Genomic DNA, 17,526 nt, shown 5'->3' with positions numbered 1-17,526 from the left:
GCCCGGACCGTGAAGGGCACCGCCGGCCGCCCCCGCGGGTCCTCGGGAGTGCTCCCGTGCGCCTCCACCCGCCGCGGACCGGTCGGACGGCGGGTGGAGGCGCCGATGCCCGCCCCGCCCGCATCCGCCGCCCGCATCCGCCGGGCGGGGCCGCCCGGCGGCACCGCCTCCAGCTCCGCGCGCGTGCGGAGCGAGGGTTGCCCCGACCCGCGCCGGGTACCCGACCGGGCATGAAGTGGCGACAGGTGCAGGACGGGCCGTCCGCGGTGTACGTGGTGGTCCTCGACCCCGGCGAGGACGCGCTCGCCGAGGTCACCGCCTTCGCCCGCGACCGGTCGCTCGGGGCGTCCCAGGTGACGGCCGTGGGCGCCTTCTCGGAGGCGGTCGTCGGCTGGTTCGACCGGCAGGCCGGGGACTACCGGCGCATTCCGGTGGGGGAGCAGTGCGAGGTGCTGTCCCTGATCGGGGACATCGCCGTCGCCGACGACGGACCGGCCCCGCACCTGCACGCCGTACTGGGACTGTCCGACGGCTCGACCCGCGGTGGCCACCTGCTGTCCGGGCGGGTCTGGCCGACACTGGAGGTCGTCGTGCGGGACAGCCCGGCCGAACTGGCCAAGACCCACCGCCCCGACATCGGCCTGGCCCTGATCGACCTGGGCTGAGCCGGCCGCAGCGGAGCGGTTTGCCGGCCCGGCCGCGGGCTACGCGGCCCGCACGGAACTCCGCACCCACCCCGGGAGGCGCGACCATGACACGGCGCATCCGAGACGTGATGTCACCCGCCGTGGTGGCCGTCGAGCCCATGACCACGGTGGCGCGGGCGGCCCGGCTGATGCGCGAGGAGGACATCGGCGACGTCCTGGTGACCTACGACCGGGACCTGTTCGGTGTACTCACCGACCGCGACATCGTGCTCCGCGGCGTCGCCGACGGCCGCGACCCCGACGACACCACGGTCGGTTCGGTCTGCACGCCCCCGCCCGTCGTCACCCTCGAACCGGACGACACCACCGACTACGCGGCCGAGCTGATGCGACGCCACGCCGTGCGGCGGCTGCCGGTCGTCGAGCACGGCGGCGTCCCGGTCGGCGTGGTCACCCTCGGTGACCTGGCCGCCACCGACGACCCGCACTCGGCCCTGGCGGACATCAGCGAGGCCCCACCCGACCACTGACGCCCCGAACCCGCACGGAGGGAACGGCATGAGCGACCGACGCCGGCCCCGAAGGGCCGCGGAACCCGACCCTCGCGCGCGGCCCGGCGCGACCGGCCGCCGCTTCCCGCGCACCGGCACCGAACCGGTCACCGCACAGAGCCCGCTGCGGCTGCGGCTGCTGTTGTCGGCCCTCTTCCTGCCGCTGTTCGTCGCCGGAGCCGCGTTCTTCGGCGTGTGGGCCGCGGACACCGGCTCCGGCGACAGCCCCGGACGGGGCAGCCTGGTGGTCCTCGCCGTCGTGTGCGCGGCGTTCGCACTGCTGGCGGCGGCCGGCCTGGTGGTCGTGACCGGCCGGTTGCGGCGCGGACGCGGGACCCCCGTACCGCACTGACCCCGAGAACCCGAAGAAGGGGACGGAGGAAGCGACATGGCTCCCCCGGCACGGACCACGGCGGCAGGCGCCCGGGAGGACCGGCGCGCCGCCACCCGCACCGCGCGGCTGCGCAACCGGATACCCGAACCCGACGAGGAACCCGACCTGCTCGGCCAGTACCTGGCCCAGATCGGCGCCACCCCGCTGCTGACGGCCGAGGACGAGGTGAGCCTGGCCCGGCGCATCGAGGCCGGGGTCCGGGCCATGGAGGAGCTCGAGTCGGCCGACACCGGCGAGCCCGCGCCGACGCCCGACAGGCGCCGTGCGCTGGAGGAGGCCGTCCACGACGGCCAGGCGGCCAAGGACCACATGGTGCGGGCCAACCTGCGGCTCGTGGTGTCGATGGCCAAGCGGCACGCCCACCGCGGGCTGCCCCTCCTGGACGTGATCCAGGAGGGCAACCTCGGACTCATCCGGGCCGTGGAGAAGTTCGACCACACCAAGGGCTTCAAGTTCTCCACGTACGCCACCTGGTGGATCCGCCAGGCCATCGAGCGAGGCCTGGCGACCCACGCGCGCACGGTTCGGCTGCCGGTGCACGTCGTGGAGCAGTTGCAGAAGCTCGCCAAGGTCGAGCGGCGGCTTCGCGGGAGCCTCGACCGCGAGCCGACCGCCGAGGAGGTGGCCGCCGAGAGCGGCATTGACGGCGACAAGGTCGTCTGGCTGCGCCGCGTCGGACGGGACGCCGTCAGCCTGGACACCCCGGTGGACGAGGCGGGTGAGACCGTCGTCGGCGACCTCATCCCCGACACCGAGGTGCTCCAGGCCCCCGAGGTCGCCGAGTTCCAGGCTCTCGCGGCGGAGCTGCGGGAGGCCGTCGGCACCCTCGCGCCCCGGGAGGCCCTGATCCTCAGCCTGCGCTACGGTCTGCACGACGGCCGCGCCCGCACCCTGCAGCAGGTGGCCCAGCACGTGGGCCTGACCCGGGAACGCGTCCGCCAGCTGGAGAAGGCCTCCCTCGACCACCTGCGCGCCCCCGAGACCCGGGACCGCCTGCTGGACTGGGCGAGCTGACCGGCTGACCCCGGGGCTCGTCCGTCCCGCAAGGGTCGCGGGCCCCACTCGTACGTACGCCCGGTCTCCGGCCTGTCCCGCAAGGGTCGCGGGCCTCACCTGTCCGTCCCGTCCAGCAGGGGGCACCAGCCCATCCCGTCAGGACTCATCCGTCCCGCAGGGGTGTCACCCGTCCGCAGCCGTGGGGCCGGTCCGCAGCCGGGCCCCCTGCCGCAACAGCTCGTGCTGGACCAGCCGGTAGGGCAGGCCGCGCGGACCGCGCCCGTGCCGGACCGTGAGCGCCGCGCACACCCCGGCCGCCTGGCCGGTCGCCATGGCGATGGGCATCACCCGGTACGACGAGTGCGCCACATGCGTCCCGGAGATGCAGCGTCCGGCCACCAGCAGCCGCTCGGTGCCCCGTGGCACCAGGCAGCGCAGCGGGATGTCGTAGAAGCTGCCCCGCGGCACCCGTTTGAGGACGGTGCCGGAGCCGCGCGGGTTGTGGATGTCGACCGGGTAGGCGCCGTGCGCGACCACGTCCGGGAAGGTGCGTGCGGCCAGGATGTCGTGGCCGGTCAGCTGGTAGTCGCCGAGTACGCGCCGGCTCTCCCGTACGCCGATGTGCGTGCCGCTCTGCACGACGTACGACTCCTCGAAACCGGGCACGCGGGTGCGCAGGAAGCGGTCGATCTGGGAGAGCTGGCGGCGGGCCGTGTACTCGGCGCGGGTCAGGTCCCACACGCTGGTGCCGAGCACGCGGTTGACCCGGGTGCTGTTGACGGCGATCTCGCGCGGGTGCGGGGTCGCGAAGAAGAGGATGTCCTCGCGCGGCAGCCGGAGCTCGCCGTTCGCCCTGGCCTCCTCGATGAGGTCCCACAGCCCGTGTACGCCACGCCACTGGTCGGGGTGCGCGCGTACGTAGTCGGCGAAGTCCGGCCGCGCGAAGTCCGCGACGCGGAACATCAGCGTCATGGGCTGCACCAGCCCGTCCTCGGGCCGGCCGATCTCGTACGGTGCCCCGCAGGACGTCGCCACGTCGCCGTCGCCCGTGCCGTCCACGACCACCCCGGCGTCGATGACCACGGGTCCCGACTTCGTCTCGAACACCACCCGCCACCCGGAGCCGTCGTCGAGGGGCAGCGCGCCGGAGGCGAAGGAGTGGAACAGCATCCGCACCCCCGACTCGTCCATCATCTCGAGCAGGGAGAGCTTGAACAGCTCCGGGTCGAAGGGGACCGTGTACCCGGTCTTCGGGGAGGGCGGCAGACAGCCGCCGCGCCCCATGAGCCGGTCGAGCAGCTGCCAGAGCACGCCCGCGACCACCGGCTCGCCCTCGCCGTGGTCGGTGGGCAGCAGCCGCGAGGTGTCCCCGGACTCGGTGAACGCGGCCTGCTTGTGCTCGTTGTGGAACGACATCAGCGGCATCACCAGCGCCACGGTCGCGTTGCCACCGAGGAATCCGTACCGCTCCACCAGGACGACGTCGGCCCCGGCGTCGGCCGCGCCCACGGCGGCGGCGAACCCGGCGGGACCGCCGCCCACCACCAGCACGTCGCACCGGCCCCCGTGCCGGGCGGGCCGCGGGGGCAGGGTGACCGTGCGGGGTTCGCGGGGTTCTTCCAGGATCGGCATCGCTCTCCTCGGAGGTCAGGCGTCGGCCGTCACGCGTGCAACGGGCGGGGCTCGGAGACGCACGGCTCCGGGCCCGGCCCCGCCGCCTGCGCCCCGTCGCCCGCCTCGCCGGCCGCGTTCACCTCGCCGATCGCGTCGAGCAGCGAGCCGCAGCGCACGCAGGTCTCCCGGGCCGCGGCGGACAGCTCCCGCATCCGGGACCGGAGGTCCTCCCGGCGCCGCGGGTACTCGTCCCACATCCGGTCGACCTCCGCCAGCAGCAGGCCGGCCTGCTCCCGTGCCACGCCCACCAGGGCCGGGGCGCCCAGCCGGCGGGCGAAGTCGAAGACCTTGCCGGAGTAGGGCAGCGGCAGCACCGGCACGCCGGTGAGCGCCGCGAAGATCACGAAGTGCAGTCGCATGCCGACGGCCACGTCCAGATGGCGCATGAAGCCGAGGACCTGCCCCGGGCTGTAGTCGCCGTGCAGGATCCGGCCCTTGTCCGGCGCGGTCATGTGGGACAGCACGGCGTGCGCGTGCCGTACGTCGTGCCGCTCCATCGGCAGGAACACCACGTGCGCGTCCAGCCGCCGCACGAGGAAGTCCGCGACGTCGGCGAGCAGCGCGTGGTAGTCGCCCTCGTCGAGTTTCTCGGCGGCCCGGCCCGGTTCGCGCACCGACATGCCCACCAGCCGGGCACCGGAGGGGATGCCCTCGTCGCGCATCATGGCCTCGGTGAAGGGCTCGGGTCCCAGCAGCAGGGCCGGGTCGGCGGTGACCGCGACCTCGCGTTCCAGACCGACCTCCTCCAGGACCAGCCGGGACTCCTCGTCCCGCACCACGACGTCGTCCATGTCCGCCAGCACGGTGCGCACCGCGTCCCGGTCCTCGGCGTCCGTCAGCGGCCCCGCACCGACGGCGTAGGCGAAGGTCGGCACGTCGCGGGTCTGCGCGGCGCGCACCAGTCGCAGATAGCGCCGCGCCTCACCGTCGTAGAGGATGCCGCCGCCGCCCAGCACCAGGAGGTCCAGGCCGGGCAGTACGTCGAGGACGTGGTTGCGGCTGACGCCCTCCCAGGGCACCACTTCGTCGGCGTCGGGGTGATGGGTGCGGGTGTGCTCCGCGTTCCGGCTCAGGACGATCAGGTGCGCGTCGGGCCGCTGGGCGCGCAGACAGCTCAGGACGCAGGTCAGGATCGCCTCGTCGCCGATGTTGAAGCCGCCGTAGGAACCGAGCACGCCGATGCGCGGGCGCGGCCGGGCGGGGGGCGGAAGCAAGGGGGCAGTGGTCATGCAGGGGCTCCCGTCACGTCGGGGTCGGCCGGCCCGCCGGCCTCGGTGCGCAGACCGCGCACGGTGCCGGGTTGCCTGCACCGCATTACGGAAACACGCTGGCCGGGAAACCCGTACGCGGGCCGCCCCCTCACCCGTATCAGGAGCACCAGTGGACGTCTCACTCACGGTCTGGCTGCTGTCCGTCGCGGGCCTGTGCGTCCTCGTGGCCGCCGACTTCTTCATCGGCCGGAAGCCGCACGACGTGTCGATCAGGGAAGCCGGGATCTGGACGGCCGTCTGGGTGGTTCTGGCCTGCTTGTTCGGTGTGGGGCTGGCGGTGTTCGCCGGGGGCGGGCCCGCCGGCGAGTTCTTCGCCGGCTACATCACCGAGAAGTCGCTGAGCGTCGACAACCTGTTCGTGTTCGTCCTGATCATGGCGAAGTTCGCGGTGCCCTCGCAGTACCAGCAGCGGGTACTGATGGTCGGCGTCATCGTGGCCCTGGTGCTGCGCGCCGCGTTCATCGCGGCCGGCGCGGCGATCATCTCCGCCTTCTCCTGGGTGTTCTACCTCTTCGGCGCCTTCTTGATCTGGACCGCCTGGAAGCTCATCCAGGACGCCCGCAAGGGCGGGCACGACGAGGAGTACGAGGAGAACAAGCTGCTGAGGACGGTCGAACGCCGCTTCGGGGTGGCCGACCGCTACCACGGCACGACGTTGTGGATCGAGGAGAACGGCAAGCGGGTCATGACGCCGATGCTGGTCGTGATGCTCGCGATCGGCTCCACCGACGTCCTGTTCGCCCTCGACTCCATCCCGGCCATCTACGGCCTGACCCAGGACCCGTACATCGTGTTCACGGCCAACGCGTTCGCCCTGATGGGTCTGCGCCAGCTGTACTTCCTCATCGGTGGCCTGCTGAAGAAGCTGGTGCACCTCTCCTACGGCCTGTCGGTCATCCTGGGCTTCATCGGCGTCAAACTGATCCTGCACGCCCTGCACGAGTCCGGGGTCCACGTCCCCGAGATCGGTATCCCCTTCTCGCTCGGCTTCATCGTGCTCGTCCTCGCGGTCACCACGGCGACGAGCCTGTGGGCCGCGAGGAGACCGGAGCGGGAACAGGAGGAGGAGCGGGATCGCGACGCCTGACGGAGGCCTACTGGATGGTCCAGCCCACGCTGCCGACCCCCGAGCTGTAGATCGCGCAGACGCCCGAGGACTCGCCGTACCGCCCGGGGGCCAGCGTCACCCACTGGCCCGAGACGTCGGGTGCCCGGCCGCAGACGATCTCGGCGCGGAAGGTGACGGTGCGGTCGGTGTGGTTGCTGCAGCCGACGATGCCGTGGTCCGGGTTGTTGTTGTGCACCCAGCCCTCGCAGTCGACACCGGCTGCCGCTGCCACTGTCGCTGCCGTGGCGGCGGCCGTGCCGGGCGGCGTGGCCTGCGCCGGAACGGCGGAGCCGGCCGCCGTGAGGGCCAGCACCGAGACCGTGGCGGCCATCCCGGCCATGACGACGTTCTTCCCGCGCTTCATACGTACCCCCGTGAGGTCGTGCGTCTTCCGGTTGCGCGACCAGTCAAGGGCACGACGGCTCCCCCGTGAACCTCACAGGTGTGAGGGTCTGTCCGGGGGCGTCGAGGTCCGCACGGCACCGCGAGACCCGGGCGCCGGCGCCCGGGGGGTGCCGTCTCGAGGCGGCGGGCCCGGCGCCCCTCCGGCGACCCGCCGTCCCTCCGACGGCCTGCCCTCAGAGCCGCGGAGCCGCACAGCCTCTGAGCCGCGGGACCGCGGGCCCCGGCTCACGCCGGCCGCGTGCAGCGACACACGTACGGGACCGGAGCTCGGCGGAGCTCCGGTCCCGTACGCGGCGCAGGCGGGCGTCAGGCGGCGACGGCCTCGTCGGCGTGGCCGTGCAGCCGGGCGACGACCTCGGTCAGCTGGGCGGCGACCTCGGCGTCGTCGGCCGGGTGGGTCTCGGCGAAACGAGTCACCGAACCGGGGATGGACAGCTTGAGGTCCTCGATCACCTTGCCGCCGGCGATGCCGACGGCCTTGCGGGTGTCGTCCTGCGCCCACACGCCGCCGTACTGGCCGAAGGCGGTGCCCACCACGGCGGCCGGCTTGCCGGCGAAGGCGCCCGCGCCGAACGGACGGGACAGCCAGTCGATGGCGTTCTTGAGGACGGCCGGCATGGTGCCGTTGTACTCCGGCGAGAAGAACAGGAAGGCGTCGGAGGCCTGCGCGGCCTCGCGCAGCTTCACGGCGGCGGCCGGGACGCTGCCCTCGACGTCGATGTCCTCGTTGTAGAAGGGAATCTCGGCCAGCCCTTCGAACAGCTGCACCTCGGCGCCCTCCGGCGCGTACTTGGCGGCGGCCTCGGCCAGCTGGCGGTTGTGCGAACCGGCGCGAAGGCTGCCGACGAGCGCAAGGATGCGGACAGACATGAGTACTCCCAAGGACGGAGCAGACGCTGACGGGACAGACGCTGCTGAAACACTGCCGTAAAGGATCCGGACCGAGGTCCGTTTAATTTCTAACATCCCAAACGGACCGCGGTCCAGTTTTCTTCCCGATGCCTTACGCTGGCTTCATGTCCGCCGCCCTGCCCCCCTTCCCGAAGCCCCAGGAGACCGCCGGTCCAGCCGAACTGCTGCAGCTCGGCACGGGGACCGAGGAGGACGAGCCGTGCCTGCGCGCCGACGCCGCGCGCAACCGGGCCCGGCTGCTGGAGGCCGCCGCCCGGCTGGTCGCCGAGCACGGCGCGGCCGGCGTCACGATGGAGGCGGTGGCCGCGGCGGCCTCGGTGGGCAAGGGCACGGTCTTCCGCCGCTTCGGCGACCGCACCGGCCTGCTCATGGCGCTCCTCGACCACTCCGAGAAGAAGTTCCAGGCCGCGCTCCTCGGCGGCCCGCCGCCCCTGGGCCCGGGGGCGCCGCCCGTCGAGCGGCTGCGCGCCTTCGGCTGCGCGATGCTGCGCCGCTCCATCGACGAACTGGAGCTGCAACTGGCCGCCGAACCGAGCGCGGAACGCCGGTACACCTCCGCGCCGCGCCGCTTCCTGCGCGGCCACGTCGCCCTGCTGCTGCGGCAGGCGGTCCCGGACGGTGACAGCGAACTCCTCTCCCACACGCTGCTGGCGTATCTCGACGCCGCCCTGGTCCACCACCTCACCGAACAGTGCGGAGTGCCCCCGGCGCGGCTCCAGGCGGGCTGGCTGGACCTGGTCGCACGGGTGACCCGCACCGACACCCCGGCCGAGCCCGCGACCACCGTGCCCACGGGCTGAGTTCTCGTCGTTCTCGTCCGGTCCGGACGACGTTCCCCCGCCCGCCGCCCCCCGCCGGCCTTCTGCCAGGATGCCGTACGTCATGGTGCAGATACCGAAACCGCCCGCCCCCGAGTCCCTCGCACCGCGCTCCGTTCCCACGAGCGCCGATGTGGCCCGCCTGGCCGGCGTCTCGCGCGCGACCGTCTCCTACGTCCTCAACAACACCAGTGCCGTCCGGATCAGCGAGCCCACCCGCCGCCGTGTCCACGAGGCCGCCAGGGAGCTCGGATACGTCCCGCACGCGGCGGCCCGCTCCCTGCGCGCCGGGCACAGCCGTACGGTCCTGATGCCCGCGCCGTCCTTCCCCGCCGGCCCGCTCTACCGCCGGTTCCTCGACGAACTCCAGCAGGCCCTCGGCCGCCTCGACTACACCGTCGTCCAGTACGGCACCGTCGGCCCGTACGACGACGAGGCCGCCCGCGCCTGGGCCGAGTTACGCCCGGTCGCCGTCCTCGTTCCCGGACCGGGTCTCGGCCCGCGTGGCGTGGAGGTCCTCAAGCGTTCGGGCGCCCGGGCGGTCGTCACCCTCGGCCCCGAGGCCGTCGAGGGAGCGCACGCACTGCTCATGGACCACGAGATCGTCGGTCACCGCGCGGTCCGTCACCTCTACGAACGCGGACGCCGCGGTATCGGCGTCGTCGTGCCCGCGGAGGACGGGCTCGAGGTCTTCTCCGCGCCGCGTCTGACCGGCGCCCGCCGCGCCGTGCGCGACACCGACGCCACCGTCACCGAACTCCGCCTCGCCTACCAGGAGCAGGACGCCGCCCGGCTGGCCGCCCGCTGGGAAGCCCTCGGTCTCGACGCCGTGTACGCGTACAACGACGAGTACGCGATGCTGCTGATGCGGGCGCTGCAGGACGAGGGTCTCGGCATCCCCGGCGACGCCGCGGTGATCGGCGCCGACGACCTGATGCTGGGACGCCTGCTGCGGCCCCGGCTCAGCACCGTCCACCTGGAACTGCCCGCCGGCCGCGACCTGGCCGCCCTGGTCGACCGAGCGGTCCGCGACCCCGGCGCCGCGCCCGAGCGGCACAAGGTGCTGGGCGCGGCGGTGGTGCACCGGGAGTCGAGCTGACGGTCGGGTCGGCCGGAGGCAGGACCGCCTACTGGCCACCGCCTACTGGCCGTCCTGCGCGGTGCCTACTGGCCGTCCTGCGCAGCCTGGCCCCCGGCCTGCGCCTGCTGCTCGGCGACCGACTTGCGAACCTCGTCCATGTCCAGCCTCCGGGCCTGCCCGATGACGTCCGTCAGCGCCTCCTCGGGCAGCGCGCCCGGCTGCGCGAACACGGCCACCTGGTCCCGGACGATCATCAGCGTCGGAATCGACTGGATGCCGAAGGCCTGGGCCAGCTCGGGCTGCGCCTCGGTGTCCACCTTGCCGAACACGAGGTCGGGGTTGGCCTCGGCCGCCTTCTCGTAGACCGGGGCGAACTGACGGCACGGACCGCACCACGACGCCCAGAAATCGATCAGGACGAACTCGTTGTCCGTGACCGTCTGGTCGAAGTTCTCCTTGGTGAGCTCCACGGTGCTGGTCATGCGTGATCCCTCTTCCTGGGTTCGGGGGCGTGAGCCGTCGGCACAACACTGCCGACCTGCTGCGTATTCCGCGCACGTACCCATGTGGCCACGCCGCACACCACCCACCAGACTGGCCCCATGACGCAAACGGATTCCATCGCGTACGACGTCGTCGTGATCGGCGCGGGCCCCGTGGGGGAGAACGTCGCCGACCGTACCCGCGCGGCCGGGCTGTCCACCGCGATCGTGGAGAGCGAACTGGTCGGCGGCGAATGCTCCTACTGGGCGTGCATGCCCAGCAAGGCCCTGCTGCGCCCGGTCCTCGCCCGCGCGGACGCCCGCCGCCTGCCGGGCCTGAGCCGGTCGGTGCGGGACCCCCTCGACGCGGCGGCGGTCCTCGCCCGCCGGGACGAGTACACCTCCCACTGGAAGGACGACGGCCAGGTCCAGTGGGTGAAGGGCATCGGCGCCGACCTCCACCGCGGACAGGGACGCCTCGCCGGTCCGCGCACGGTCGAGGTGACCGCCCCCGACGGCACGCGCCGGGTACTGACCGCCCGGCACGCCGTCGCCGTCTGCACCGGCAGCGCCGCCGCCCTGCCCGCCCTGCCCGGGCTCGCCGAGGTACGCCCCTGGACCAGCCGCGAGGCCACCAGCGCCGAGAGTGTGCCCGGCCGGCTGATCGTGGTCGGCGGCGGAGTCGTCGCCGTGGAGATGGCCACCGCCTGGCAGGCCCTCGGCTCCCGGGTGACGCTCCTGGTGCGCGGCGACGGCGGCCTCCTCGCCCGCATGGAGCCGTTCGCCGGCGAACTGGTCGCCGAGGCGCTCACCGAGGCCGGCGCCGACATCCGCACCGGCACGTCCGTCGAGTCCGTCACCCGGGAGGGCGGCACCGTCGTCGTGGTCACCGACACCGGCGACCGCGTCGAGGCCGACGAGATCCTCTTCGCCACCGGCCGCGTCCCGCGCACCGACGACATCGGTCTGGAGACCGTGGGACTGGAGCCGGGCTCCTGGCTCCGGGTCGACGACAGCCTCCGGGTGGCGGGCCACGACTGGCTCTACGCCGTCGGCGACGTCAACCACCGCGCCCTGCTCACCCACCAGGGGAAGTACCAGGCCCGCATCGCGGGCGCCGCCATCGCCGCCCGCGTCTTCGGCGCAGCGGACCTGGACTGCGGCCCGTGGGGCGCGCACGCCGCGACCGCCGACCACGACGCCGTCCCCCAGGTGGTGTTCACCGACCCCGAGGCGGCGTCCGTCGGCCTGACCCTTGCCGAGGCCGAGCAGGCGGGCCACCGCGTCCGCGCCGTCGACGTGGACCTCGCCACGGTGGCCGGCGCGAGCCTGTACGGCGACGGCTACAAGGGGCGCGCCCGCATGGTCGTCGACCTGGAGGACGAGATCCTCCGCGGCGTCACCTTCGTCGGCCCCGGCGTCGGCGAGATGATCCACTCCGCGACCGTCGCCGTCGTCGGCCGGGTTCCGCTCAGCCGCCTGTGGCACGCGGTCCCGTCCTACCCGACGATCAGCGAGGTGTGGCTGCGGCTGCTGGAGGCGTACCGGGACCAGTGACCCCCTCGCACGGCTGAGGGCAGCCGCCCCGGCGCGCCGGCCGAGGGGCAGTCGTGTCTCGCCCCTCGGTGCCCGCACACCCCCGGCAGGCACTCCCGGTGCGGCACGGGCGGGTGCAGCGGCACCCCGCGACCGCGGGTGCGCACCGCCCGCCCGTGCCGCACCGGCGGCCGGTCAGACCGCCGGGCCGGGCAGCCCGAACCCCAACTCCGCCGCCGCCCGTTCCGGCGTCGCCTGCCCCCACCGCTCGGCCATCGCCCGGTCCGACGACAGCGACCGCGGCTCGGCCCGGTCCAGATACAGCGTGCCGTCGAGATGATCCGTCTCGTGCTGCACGATCCGGGCCGGCCAGCCCGAGAACACCTCGTCCACCGCACGCCCGTGCTCGTCCCGCGCCAGCAGCCGCACCTCGGCGTGCCGAGCCACCACCGCCTGCCAGCCCGGCACGCTCAGACAGCCCTCGAAGAACGCGGCGCGCGCGGCGCCGACGGGCTCGTACGACGGATTCACCAGCACCCGGAACGGCTGCGGCACCCGTCCCCGGACCACCCGTACCTCGTCAGGTACCGGCGCCGGGTCCTCGATGACCGCGATCCGGAGCCCGACACCCACCTGCGGCGCGGCCAGGCCGACGCCCGGCGCCGCGTGCATGGTGAGGCGCAGCGCCTCGACGAACCGTGCCAGCAGCGACGGCTCCAACTGCCCGTCGAAGGGCTCGGCCACGCGCCGCAGCACCGGATCGCCGGCCGCGACGATCGGCAACGGGCCGCCGACGGCGAGCAGTTCCCCGACCCGCTCGGCACAGGACGCACGATCACTCGGAGTTCCCATCGCGCCAGGATGCCACGGCGTACGGCGACCACCGAGACCTCCGATGTGACGTACGCCACCAAAAGGTCGGGGAACCCGGGGCGTTCCGGCCCCGACCACTGGGAGCACCCCGCCCCCACGACGTCCCCGGAGCGCCCACCGATGACCACCACCTCCGCGACCCCCACGCACGAGCCCCCAGGACCGGCGGCCCCGCCACCGCCCCCACCCGGCAGATGGTCCACGCTGCGCCCGCTCGTCCTGCGCCTGCACTTCTACGCCGGGCTGTTCGTGGCCCCCTTCCTGCTGATCGCGGCGGCCACCGGCTTCCTCTACGCCGCCTCCTTCCAGGCCGAGAAGATGGTCTACGCGCACGAACTGACCGTCCCCGACGTGGGCGAGAGCAAGCTGCCGGTCTCCGAGCAGGTCGCCGCCGCCCGGCAGGCCCACCCCGAGGGGACGGTGTCGGCCGTACGCCCCTCGCCCGAGGCGGACGCCACCACCAGGGTGCTGCTGTCCGGTGTCGAGGGCGTCGACGCGGACCACACCCTGGCGGTCTTCGTCGACCCGTACACCGCGAAGGTGCGCGGCGCCCTCGAACAGTACGGCTCGACCGGCGCGCTGCCGCTGCGCACCTGGATCGACGAGTTCCACCGCGACCTGCACCTCGGCGAACCGGGCCGCCTGTACAGCGAGTTCGCCGCCAGCTGGCTGTGGGTGATCGCGGGCGGCGGCCTGGTGCTGTGGTTCTCCCGCCGCAGGGCGAGGCGCAAACTGCGCGGCACCAGCGGCCGGCGCCGCACCCTGGGCCTGCACGGCACGGTCGGTGCCTGGGCCGCGGCCGGGTTCGTGTTCCTCTCGGCCACCGGCCTGACCTGGTCGACGTACGCCGGAGCGAACATCGAGGACCTGCGTGTCTCGCTCGGCCAGACCACCCCGTCCGTCTCGGCCTCGGCGTCGGGCGCGTCGGGCGGCGAGCACGCGGGCCACGGCGCGGCGGCGGGCGCCGGCGGGGACGCCGGTCACGGGGTCGGCCTCGACAAGGTCCTGGCCGCCGCGCGCGCCGAGGGCCTGGGCGACCCCGTGGAGATCGTCCCGCCCGCGGACGCGTCCTCCGCCTACGTCGTCAAGCAGGTGCAGCGGAGCTGGCCCGAGAAGCAGGACTCGGTCGCCGTGGACCCGGCGACGGGAGAAGTGACCGACGTGCTCCGCTTCGCCGACTACCCGGTGCTCGCCAAGCTCAGCCGCTGGGGCATCGACCTGCACACCGGCAGCCTGTTCGGCCTGCCCAACCAGATCGCCCTGATGCTGCTGGCGGCCTCACTGATCCTGCTCATCCTCTGGGGCTACCGCATGTGGTGGCAGCGAGGCAGGGGTTCCGCGTTCGGCCGCCCGATCCCGCGCGGCGCGTGGCAGCAGGTGCCGCCCCTGCTCCTCGTCCCCCTGCTGGCGGCGGTCGCCGTCCTCGGCTACTTCGTGCCACTGCTGGGCATACCGCTGGCCGCGTTCGTCGCGCTCGACGTCATGCTCGGCGAGATCGCTCACCGCCGGGGCCGTCGGACGTACGCGAGCGGTGCGACGCCGAAACGGTGAGCGGCTGCGCCGAGTGCCGAGTCGTAACGGCGCAGCGGTGAGCCCTGACGGCGGAGCGGTGAGTACGGCACCGCACTCACCGCTCCGCCGTGGGCACCGCCGCTCAGCGGCCGGCGAAGTCCCCCGCCAGGGCAGCGGCGATCCGCAGCTGCGCGTCGGCCTCCTCCTGCCGCCCCTGCCGTTCGAGCGTGCGTCCCAGCATCAGCCGGGCGTACTGCTCGACGGGATCGCGCTCGACGACGACCCGCAGCTCCGCCTCCGCACGCCGCAGTTGGGCCGAGTGGTAGTAGGCGCGCGCCAGCAGCAGCCGGGGTCCGGTCTGCTCGGGCACCTCCCCGACCAGCCCGCTCAGGACACGTGCCGCGGCCGCGTAGTCCTTGGCGTCGAAGAACAGCCGCGCGCGCTCCCAGCGCTCCGTCGGTGATCCGTGGTCGTAGTACGTCGTGTCCACTGGGACCTCCTTCGGCGTACTCAACCGCGCGACAGGGTGGAGCATTCCACAACCGCGCGTAACCTGGACGACGGCGTGCGGTCCGGCCACGGTGACGGCCGGAGGACGGTCTGACGCGGCGGGGCCGTCCGGGGCTAGGTTGGACAGCATGAGCAATCTTGATCGTGAGGCGGTTCCCAGCCTGTGCGGCGGCCGCGGCTTCGTGGTGGCGGAGCCCGTGCGGGAACTCCTCAGCCCTCGCCACGTCAGGCTCGGCGAGTCCACCGAGGTCCGCCGGCTGCTGCCCAACCTGGGCCGGCGCATGGTCGGAGCCTGGTGTTTCGTCGATCACTACGGTCCCGACGACATCGCCGACGAGCCCGGCATGCAGGTGCCGCCGCATCCGCACATGGGCCTGCAGACGGTCAGCTGGCTGCACGAGGGCGAGGTACTGCACCGCGACTCCACCGGCAGCCTGCAGACCATCCGCCCGCGCCAGCTGGGCCTGATGACCTCCGGCCGGGCGATCAGCCACTCCGAGGAGAGCCCGCGCTCGCACGCCCGTCATCTGCACGGCGCGCAACTGTGGGTGGCCCTCCCGGACGCCCACCGCCACACCGACCCGCACTTCGAGTTCCACGCCGACCTGCCCCTCGTCACGGCCCCCGGCCTGACGGCCACCCTGCTCCTCGGCACCCTCGACGGCACCACCTCACCGGGCACGACGTACACCCCCCTCGTCGGCGCGGATCTGACTCTCACGGGCGGCACGGACGTACGCCTCCCGCTGGAACGGGACTTCGAGTACGCCGTCCTGTCCATGGCCGGCGAGGCCCACGTCGACGGCGTGCCGCTGGTGCCGGGTTCGATGCTCTACCTCGGCTGCGGCCGCGACGAACTCCCCTTGCGCGCCGGCACCGACGCGAGTCTGATGCTCCTGGGCGGCGAGCCGTTCGAGGAGGAGCTGATCATGTTCTGGAACTGGATCGGACGGTCGCAGGAGGAGATCGCACAGGCTCGCCGGGACTGGATGGAAGGGTCCCGGTTCGGTGAGGTCCAGGGCTACGACGGCGCCCCGTTGCCAGCCCCCAAGCTGCCGGCGGTCCCGCTGAAGCCTCGCGGAAGGGCACGTTGACCTGCGAGAACGGCTGACAGGCTGGTGACGGCCAGCCGGGCGGCCGTCCTATGTCCTCCCTGAAGGGGTTCTCGCGGGTGCAGTGTGGCTGGGTGTGCGGCAAGCTCGAAGTGCTGTGCCGTGCCCGGCGAGGATGTGTCCATCTGTGGGTGGCTGTGGCAGGACACTTGCCCCTTTGCTAACTCTACTGACGCGTCATCAGGTTATGGCGAAGCTCGATGCATACGTCTACCGCGATGGCGTTCAGCATCGCGATGATCGACCTGATGAGCCGCAGGCTCACGCAGGAGTCGACTCCGAACTGGAAGGACTCATGGCCTCCGGGCCACACTGACCCGCACGTCCTCGCCCCTCAAGGCCTGCGGCCACCGGTCATCGATGACACCGGCCGCTTTCTGGCAAGCCGCACAGGCGTTCCCTCGCTGCGGCACCCACCCGTATTCGCCCGTATTCGGATGGCGACATGCCGGCTTGCTGGATTCCGCACAGCGTCCTGTCGAAAATGCCGAAGTGGGAGACATCGAGGGGCAGTGCATTCGCGACGGCCCTCTCCCGGCGCATCTCCACGGGCAAATACGGCGGCCGCGCGACCTCGAACCAATCGCCACCCGCATGGGTGGAAGCGTGGCACCAAGAACAGGACCAGATCTCCTCGTCCCGCACAGTCGGCAGCGTCGGCCACCGCCACATCACCCGTCCACACACATCGCACTCCACAAGCGGATCCCTCACACGCCTCCGGACGCGACCCCAATCCGCTGACTTTGGGCGACTCACCAAACACCCCGGACGGGATAAAACGCTCTTTCAGGAAGCGCCTTGTCCGGCGTTCCGGCGATCCGATGGATCGGCGCGCAGACCGCCGGATCGTCCACAACACGGCTGAGGTCCGTCATCTGGAGATTCTCCAGCCAGTGCGACAGAACCAGTGCCTCGTCACTCGCCAGCTTGATCGTGAGCTGGTTACCGCTCATGCACCCCCTACGGCTCCCCGCAGGAAGAGGGGAGAAAAGACTTCCGGTGCGACAGCGAAGATGTAGGTTCAAGCCAAGTCGGCGCACTTCGACCTATAAAGACGCAGGTCATAGAGGAATGTGACTGATATTCGCCACTCACTGGCCAACTACGCCATGGTCGAGTGATCGACAGGGGGATAGCGTGCATGTTGTTGGGTGCTCGAAAGTTGAGACGTCAACACGTTGGTTCCTTCTTTGACCAGTGGGATCGACAAGCTTCATGTAATTGGGGGAAAGAAGCCAGGGGGCTTTCGGTTCCACGCCCGTTCGGGTCTTCCTGTGGGCTTGCTCCCCCTTGCGGCAACGTGAGGGGTAACGCGAATGAACCGTAATACTCTGCGCATGGCAGCCGTTTCGGACGCCACTGCCATAGCCCTTGGCGGGGCTGCCAGCCTGGCGCAAGCATCCCAGGCACCGGCGGCCGCACCTCAGGCTGTGTCGGTCACGCAGCAGGCCGAGGCCCAGCAAGCTGCGCGCGCCCTGCTGGCGAGCCCGTTCGCGGTCAGCCTTTCGGCTGCCGAGCGGACCGAGATGACCAAGATCGCCAGCGGCGAGGTCTCGGCCGCCAGTAAGGGATCATCTCGTTTGGTGGATCGAAGTGAAGGTGCCCCGGCGGACTGCATCTTCAGTGCTGGTGCGACGATGC

19 protein-coding genes and 1 pseudogene are annotated in these 17,526 nt (G+C 72.4%); 12 read left to right on the top strand and 8 right to left on the bottom strand.

The window, feature by feature from the left end:
- Positions 1–230: 230 nt before the first annotated feature.
- The 4 genes from ACP4IX_RS16820 (at position 231) to ACP4IX_RS16805 (ending at position 2,606) form a co-directional block, all read left to right on the top strand.
- Positions 231–665: a PPC domain-containing DNA-binding protein gene (locus ACP4IX_RS16820; protein WP_426523275.1), complete on the top strand. Its 435-nt coding sequence runs from the start codon at positions 231–233 to the stop codon at positions 663–665.
- Positions 666–751: 86 nt separating this feature from the next.
- A complete protein-coding gene (locus ACP4IX_RS16815) occupies positions 752–1,177 on the top strand; it encodes a CBS domain-containing protein (protein ID WP_426555976.1) in 426 nt (141 codons plus the stop codon).
- A 28-nt stretch (positions 1,178–1,205) separates the two neighbouring features.
- Positions 1,206–1,550, top strand: a complete 345-nt coding sequence (locus ACP4IX_RS16810) for a DUF6343 family protein (RefSeq protein WP_426555975.1) — start codon at positions 1,206–1,208, stop codon at positions 1,548–1,550.
- A 36-nt stretch (positions 1,551–1,586) separates the two neighbouring features.
- Positions 1,587–2,606, top strand: coding sequence for a sigma-70 family RNA polymerase sigma factor (locus ACP4IX_RS16805; RefSeq protein WP_426523272.1), 1,020 nt, complete (start codon positions 1,587–1,589; stop codon positions 2,604–2,606).
- A gap of 165 nt (positions 2,607–2,771) precedes the next feature.
- Here the strand turns inward: ACP4IX_RS16805 and ACP4IX_RS16800 are convergent, their stop codons facing one another.
- Positions 2,772–4,220 (bottom strand): FAD-dependent oxidoreductase, encoded by a 1,449-nt coding sequence (locus ACP4IX_RS16800; RefSeq protein ID WP_426523271.1) that lies wholly within the window; start codon positions 4,218–4,220, stop codon positions 2,772–2,774.
- A gap of 29 nt (positions 4,221–4,249) precedes the next feature.
- Positions 4,250–5,491, bottom strand: a complete 1,242-nt coding sequence (locus ACP4IX_RS16795; protein ID WP_426523270.1) for a polysaccharide pyruvyl transferase family protein — start codon at positions 5,489–5,491, stop codon at positions 4,250–4,252.
- 151 nt (positions 5,492–5,642) lie between these two features.
- Between ACP4IX_RS16795 and ACP4IX_RS16790 the strand changes: the two genes are divergently transcribed.
- Positions 5,643–6,620, top strand: a complete 978-nt coding sequence (locus tag ACP4IX_RS16790; protein WP_426523269.1) for a TerC family protein — start codon at positions 5,643–5,645, stop codon at positions 6,618–6,620.
- 7 nt (positions 6,621–6,627) lie between these two features.
- Here the strand turns inward: ACP4IX_RS16790 and ACP4IX_RS16785 are convergent, their stop codons facing one another.
- Both ACP4IX_RS16785 and ACP4IX_RS16780 read right to left on the bottom strand, forming a co-directional pair.
- Positions 6,628–7,005 (bottom strand): hypothetical protein, encoded by a 378-nt coding sequence (locus ACP4IX_RS16785; RefSeq protein ID WP_426555974.1) that lies wholly within the window; start codon positions 7,003–7,005, stop codon positions 6,628–6,630.
- 347 nt (positions 7,006–7,352) lie between these two features.
- Positions 7,353–7,916, bottom strand: coding sequence for an NAD(P)H-dependent oxidoreductase (locus tag ACP4IX_RS16780; protein WP_426523267.1), 564 nt, complete (start codon positions 7,914–7,916; stop codon positions 7,353–7,355).
- 146 nt (positions 7,917–8,062) lie between these two features.
- Here ACP4IX_RS16780 and ACP4IX_RS16775 point away from each other — a divergent pair, with 146 nt between their 5' ends.
- Together ACP4IX_RS16775 and ACP4IX_RS16770 are read left to right on the top strand one after the other, a co-directional pair.
- The gene (locus ACP4IX_RS16775) at positions 8,063–8,758 is read left to right on the top strand and encodes a TetR/AcrR family transcriptional regulator (RefSeq protein WP_426523266.1); all 696 of its coding nucleotides are present in this window, start codon (positions 8,063–8,065) and stop codon (positions 8,756–8,758) included.
- A gap of 82 nt (positions 8,759–8,840) precedes the next feature.
- Complete coding sequence (locus ACP4IX_RS16770) at positions 8,841–9,875, top strand: LacI family DNA-binding transcriptional regulator (RefSeq protein ID WP_426555973.1); 1,035 nt, start codon at positions 8,841–8,843, stop codon at positions 9,873–9,875.
- Positions 9,876–9,940: 65 nt separating this feature from the next.
- On the opposite strand, the gene trxA is transcribed toward ACP4IX_RS16770, so the two are convergent.
- Entirely contained in the window at positions 9,941–10,423 is a 483-nt protein-coding gene (gene trxA / locus ACP4IX_RS16765) for a thioredoxin (RefSeq protein WP_426523264.1), read from the bottom strand.
- Positions 10,424–10,459: 36 nt separating this feature from the next.
- Here trxA and ACP4IX_RS16760 point away from each other — a divergent pair, with 36 nt between their 5' ends.
- Complete coding sequence (locus ACP4IX_RS16760; RefSeq protein ID WP_426555972.1) at positions 10,460–11,896, top strand: dihydrolipoyl dehydrogenase family protein; 1,437 nt, start codon at positions 10,460–10,462, stop codon at positions 11,894–11,896.
- A 174-nt stretch (positions 11,897–12,070) separates the two neighbouring features.
- Here ACP4IX_RS16760 and ACP4IX_RS16755 read toward each other — a convergent pair whose 3' ends face one another.
- Positions 12,071–12,727 carry a peptide deformylase gene (locus ACP4IX_RS16755; protein ID WP_426523262.1) on the bottom strand — a complete coding sequence of 219 codons (657 nt, stop codon included), beginning with the start codon at positions 12,725–12,727 and terminating at the stop codon, positions 12,071–12,073.
- 141 nt (positions 12,728–12,868) lie between these two features.
- Here ACP4IX_RS16755 and ACP4IX_RS16750 point away from each other — a divergent pair, with 141 nt between their 5' ends.
- Complete coding sequence (locus tag ACP4IX_RS16750) at positions 12,869–14,299, top strand: PepSY-associated TM helix domain-containing protein (RefSeq protein ID WP_426555971.1); 1,431 nt, start codon at positions 12,869–12,871, stop codon at positions 14,297–14,299.
- A gap of 103 nt (positions 14,300–14,402) precedes the next feature.
- Here ACP4IX_RS16750 and ACP4IX_RS16745 read toward each other — a convergent pair whose 3' ends face one another.
- Positions 14,403–14,750 carry a tetratricopeptide repeat protein gene (locus ACP4IX_RS16745; protein WP_426523260.1) on the bottom strand — a complete coding sequence of 116 codons (348 nt, stop codon included), beginning with the start codon at positions 14,748–14,750 and terminating at the stop codon, positions 14,403–14,405.
- A gap of 148 nt (positions 14,751–14,898) precedes the next feature.
- Between ACP4IX_RS16745 and ACP4IX_RS16740 the strand changes: the two genes are divergently transcribed.
- Both ACP4IX_RS16740 and ACP4IX_RS16735 read left to right on the top strand, forming a co-directional pair.
- A complete protein-coding gene (locus tag ACP4IX_RS16740; RefSeq protein ID WP_426555970.1) occupies positions 14,899–15,864 on the top strand; it encodes a pirin family protein in 966 nt (321 codons plus the stop codon).
- 191 nt (positions 15,865–16,055) lie between these two features.
- Positions 16,056–16,178, top strand: a pseudogene (locus tag ACP4IX_RS16735) (IS5 family transposase); the annotation flags it as partial.
- 459 nt (positions 16,179–16,637) lie between these two features.
- Here ACP4IX_RS16735 and ACP4IX_RS16730 read toward each other — a convergent pair.
- Positions 16,638–16,838, bottom strand: a complete 201-nt coding sequence (locus ACP4IX_RS16730) for a hypothetical protein (RefSeq protein WP_426555969.1) — start codon at positions 16,836–16,838, stop codon at positions 16,638–16,640.
- Positions 16,839–17,222: 384 nt separating this feature from the next.
- Here ACP4IX_RS16730 and ACP4IX_RS16725 point away from each other — a divergent pair.
- Positions 17,223–17,526 (top strand): hypothetical protein (locus tag ACP4IX_RS16725; protein WP_426555968.1); only part of this gene is annotated, 304 nt, incomplete at its 3' end.

This window comes from Streptomyces sp. WG5 (assembly GCF_049974565.1).
Classification (GTDB): domain Bacteria; phylum Actinomycetota; class Actinomycetes; order Streptomycetales; family Streptomycetaceae; genus Streptomyces.
This window is presented reverse-complemented; position numbering and strand designations above follow the sequence as displayed.

Excerpts from the sequence above, each read along its gene's own strand:
- ACP4IX_RS16775 (WP_426523266.1), top strand. The coding sequence starts at position 8,063 with ATGTCCGCCGCCCTGCCCCCCTTCCCGAAGCCCCAGGAGACCGCCGGT.
- ACP4IX_RS16740 (WP_426555970.1), top strand. The coding sequence starts at position 14,899 with ATGAGCAATCTTGATCGTGAGGCGGTTCCCAGCCTGTGCGGCGGCCGC.
- ACP4IX_RS16750 (WP_426555971.1), top strand. The coding sequence starts at position 12,869 with ATGACCACCACCTCCGCGACCCCCACGCACGAGCCCCCAGGACCGGCG.
- ACP4IX_RS16780 (WP_426523267.1), bottom strand. The coding sequence starts at position 7,916 with ATGTCTGTCCGCATCCTTGCGCTCGTCGGCAGCCTTCGCGCCGGTTCG.
- ACP4IX_RS16815 (WP_426555976.1), top strand. The coding sequence starts at position 752 with ATGACACGGCGCATCCGAGACGTGATGTCACCCGCCGTGGTGGCCGTC.
- ACP4IX_RS16760 (WP_426555972.1), top strand. The coding sequence starts at position 10,460 with ATGACGCAAACGGATTCCATCGCGTACGACGTCGTCGTGATCGGCGCG.
- ACP4IX_RS16755 (WP_426523262.1), bottom strand. The coding sequence starts at position 12,727 with ATGGGAACTCCGAGTGATCGTGCGTCCTGTGCCGAGCGGGTCGGGGAA.
- ACP4IX_RS16795 (WP_426523270.1), bottom strand. The coding sequence starts at position 5,491 with ATGACCACTGCCCCCTTGCTTCCGCCCCCCGCCCGGCCGCGCCCGCGC.
- ACP4IX_RS16820 (WP_426523275.1), top strand. The coding sequence starts at position 231 with ATGAAGTGGCGACAGGTGCAGGACGGGCCGTCCGCGGTGTACGTGGTG.
- ACP4IX_RS16805 (WP_426523272.1), top strand. The coding sequence starts at position 1,587 with ATGGCTCCCCCGGCACGGACCACGGCGGCAGGCGCCCGGGAGGACCGG.
- ACP4IX_RS16785 (WP_426555974.1), bottom strand. The coding sequence starts at position 7,005 with ATGAAGCGCGGGAAGAACGTCGTCATGGCCGGGATGGCCGCCACGGTC.
- ACP4IX_RS16770 (WP_426555973.1), top strand. The coding sequence starts at position 8,841 with ATGGTGCAGATACCGAAACCGCCCGCCCCCGAGTCCCTCGCACCGCGC.
- ACP4IX_RS16800 (WP_426523271.1), bottom strand. The coding sequence starts at position 4,220 with ATGCCGATCCTGGAAGAACCCCGCGAACCCCGCACGGTCACCCTGCCC.
- ACP4IX_RS16810 (WP_426555975.1), top strand. The coding sequence starts at position 1,206 with ATGAGCGACCGACGCCGGCCCCGAAGGGCCGCGGAACCCGACCCTCGC.
- ACP4IX_RS16730 (WP_426555969.1), bottom strand. The coding sequence starts at position 16,838 with ATGAGCGGTAACCAGCTCACGATCAAGCTGGCGAGTGACGAGGCACTG.
- trxA (WP_426523264.1), bottom strand. The coding sequence starts at position 10,423 with ATGGGTACGTGCGCGGAATACGCAGCAGGTCGGCAGTGTTGTGCCGAC.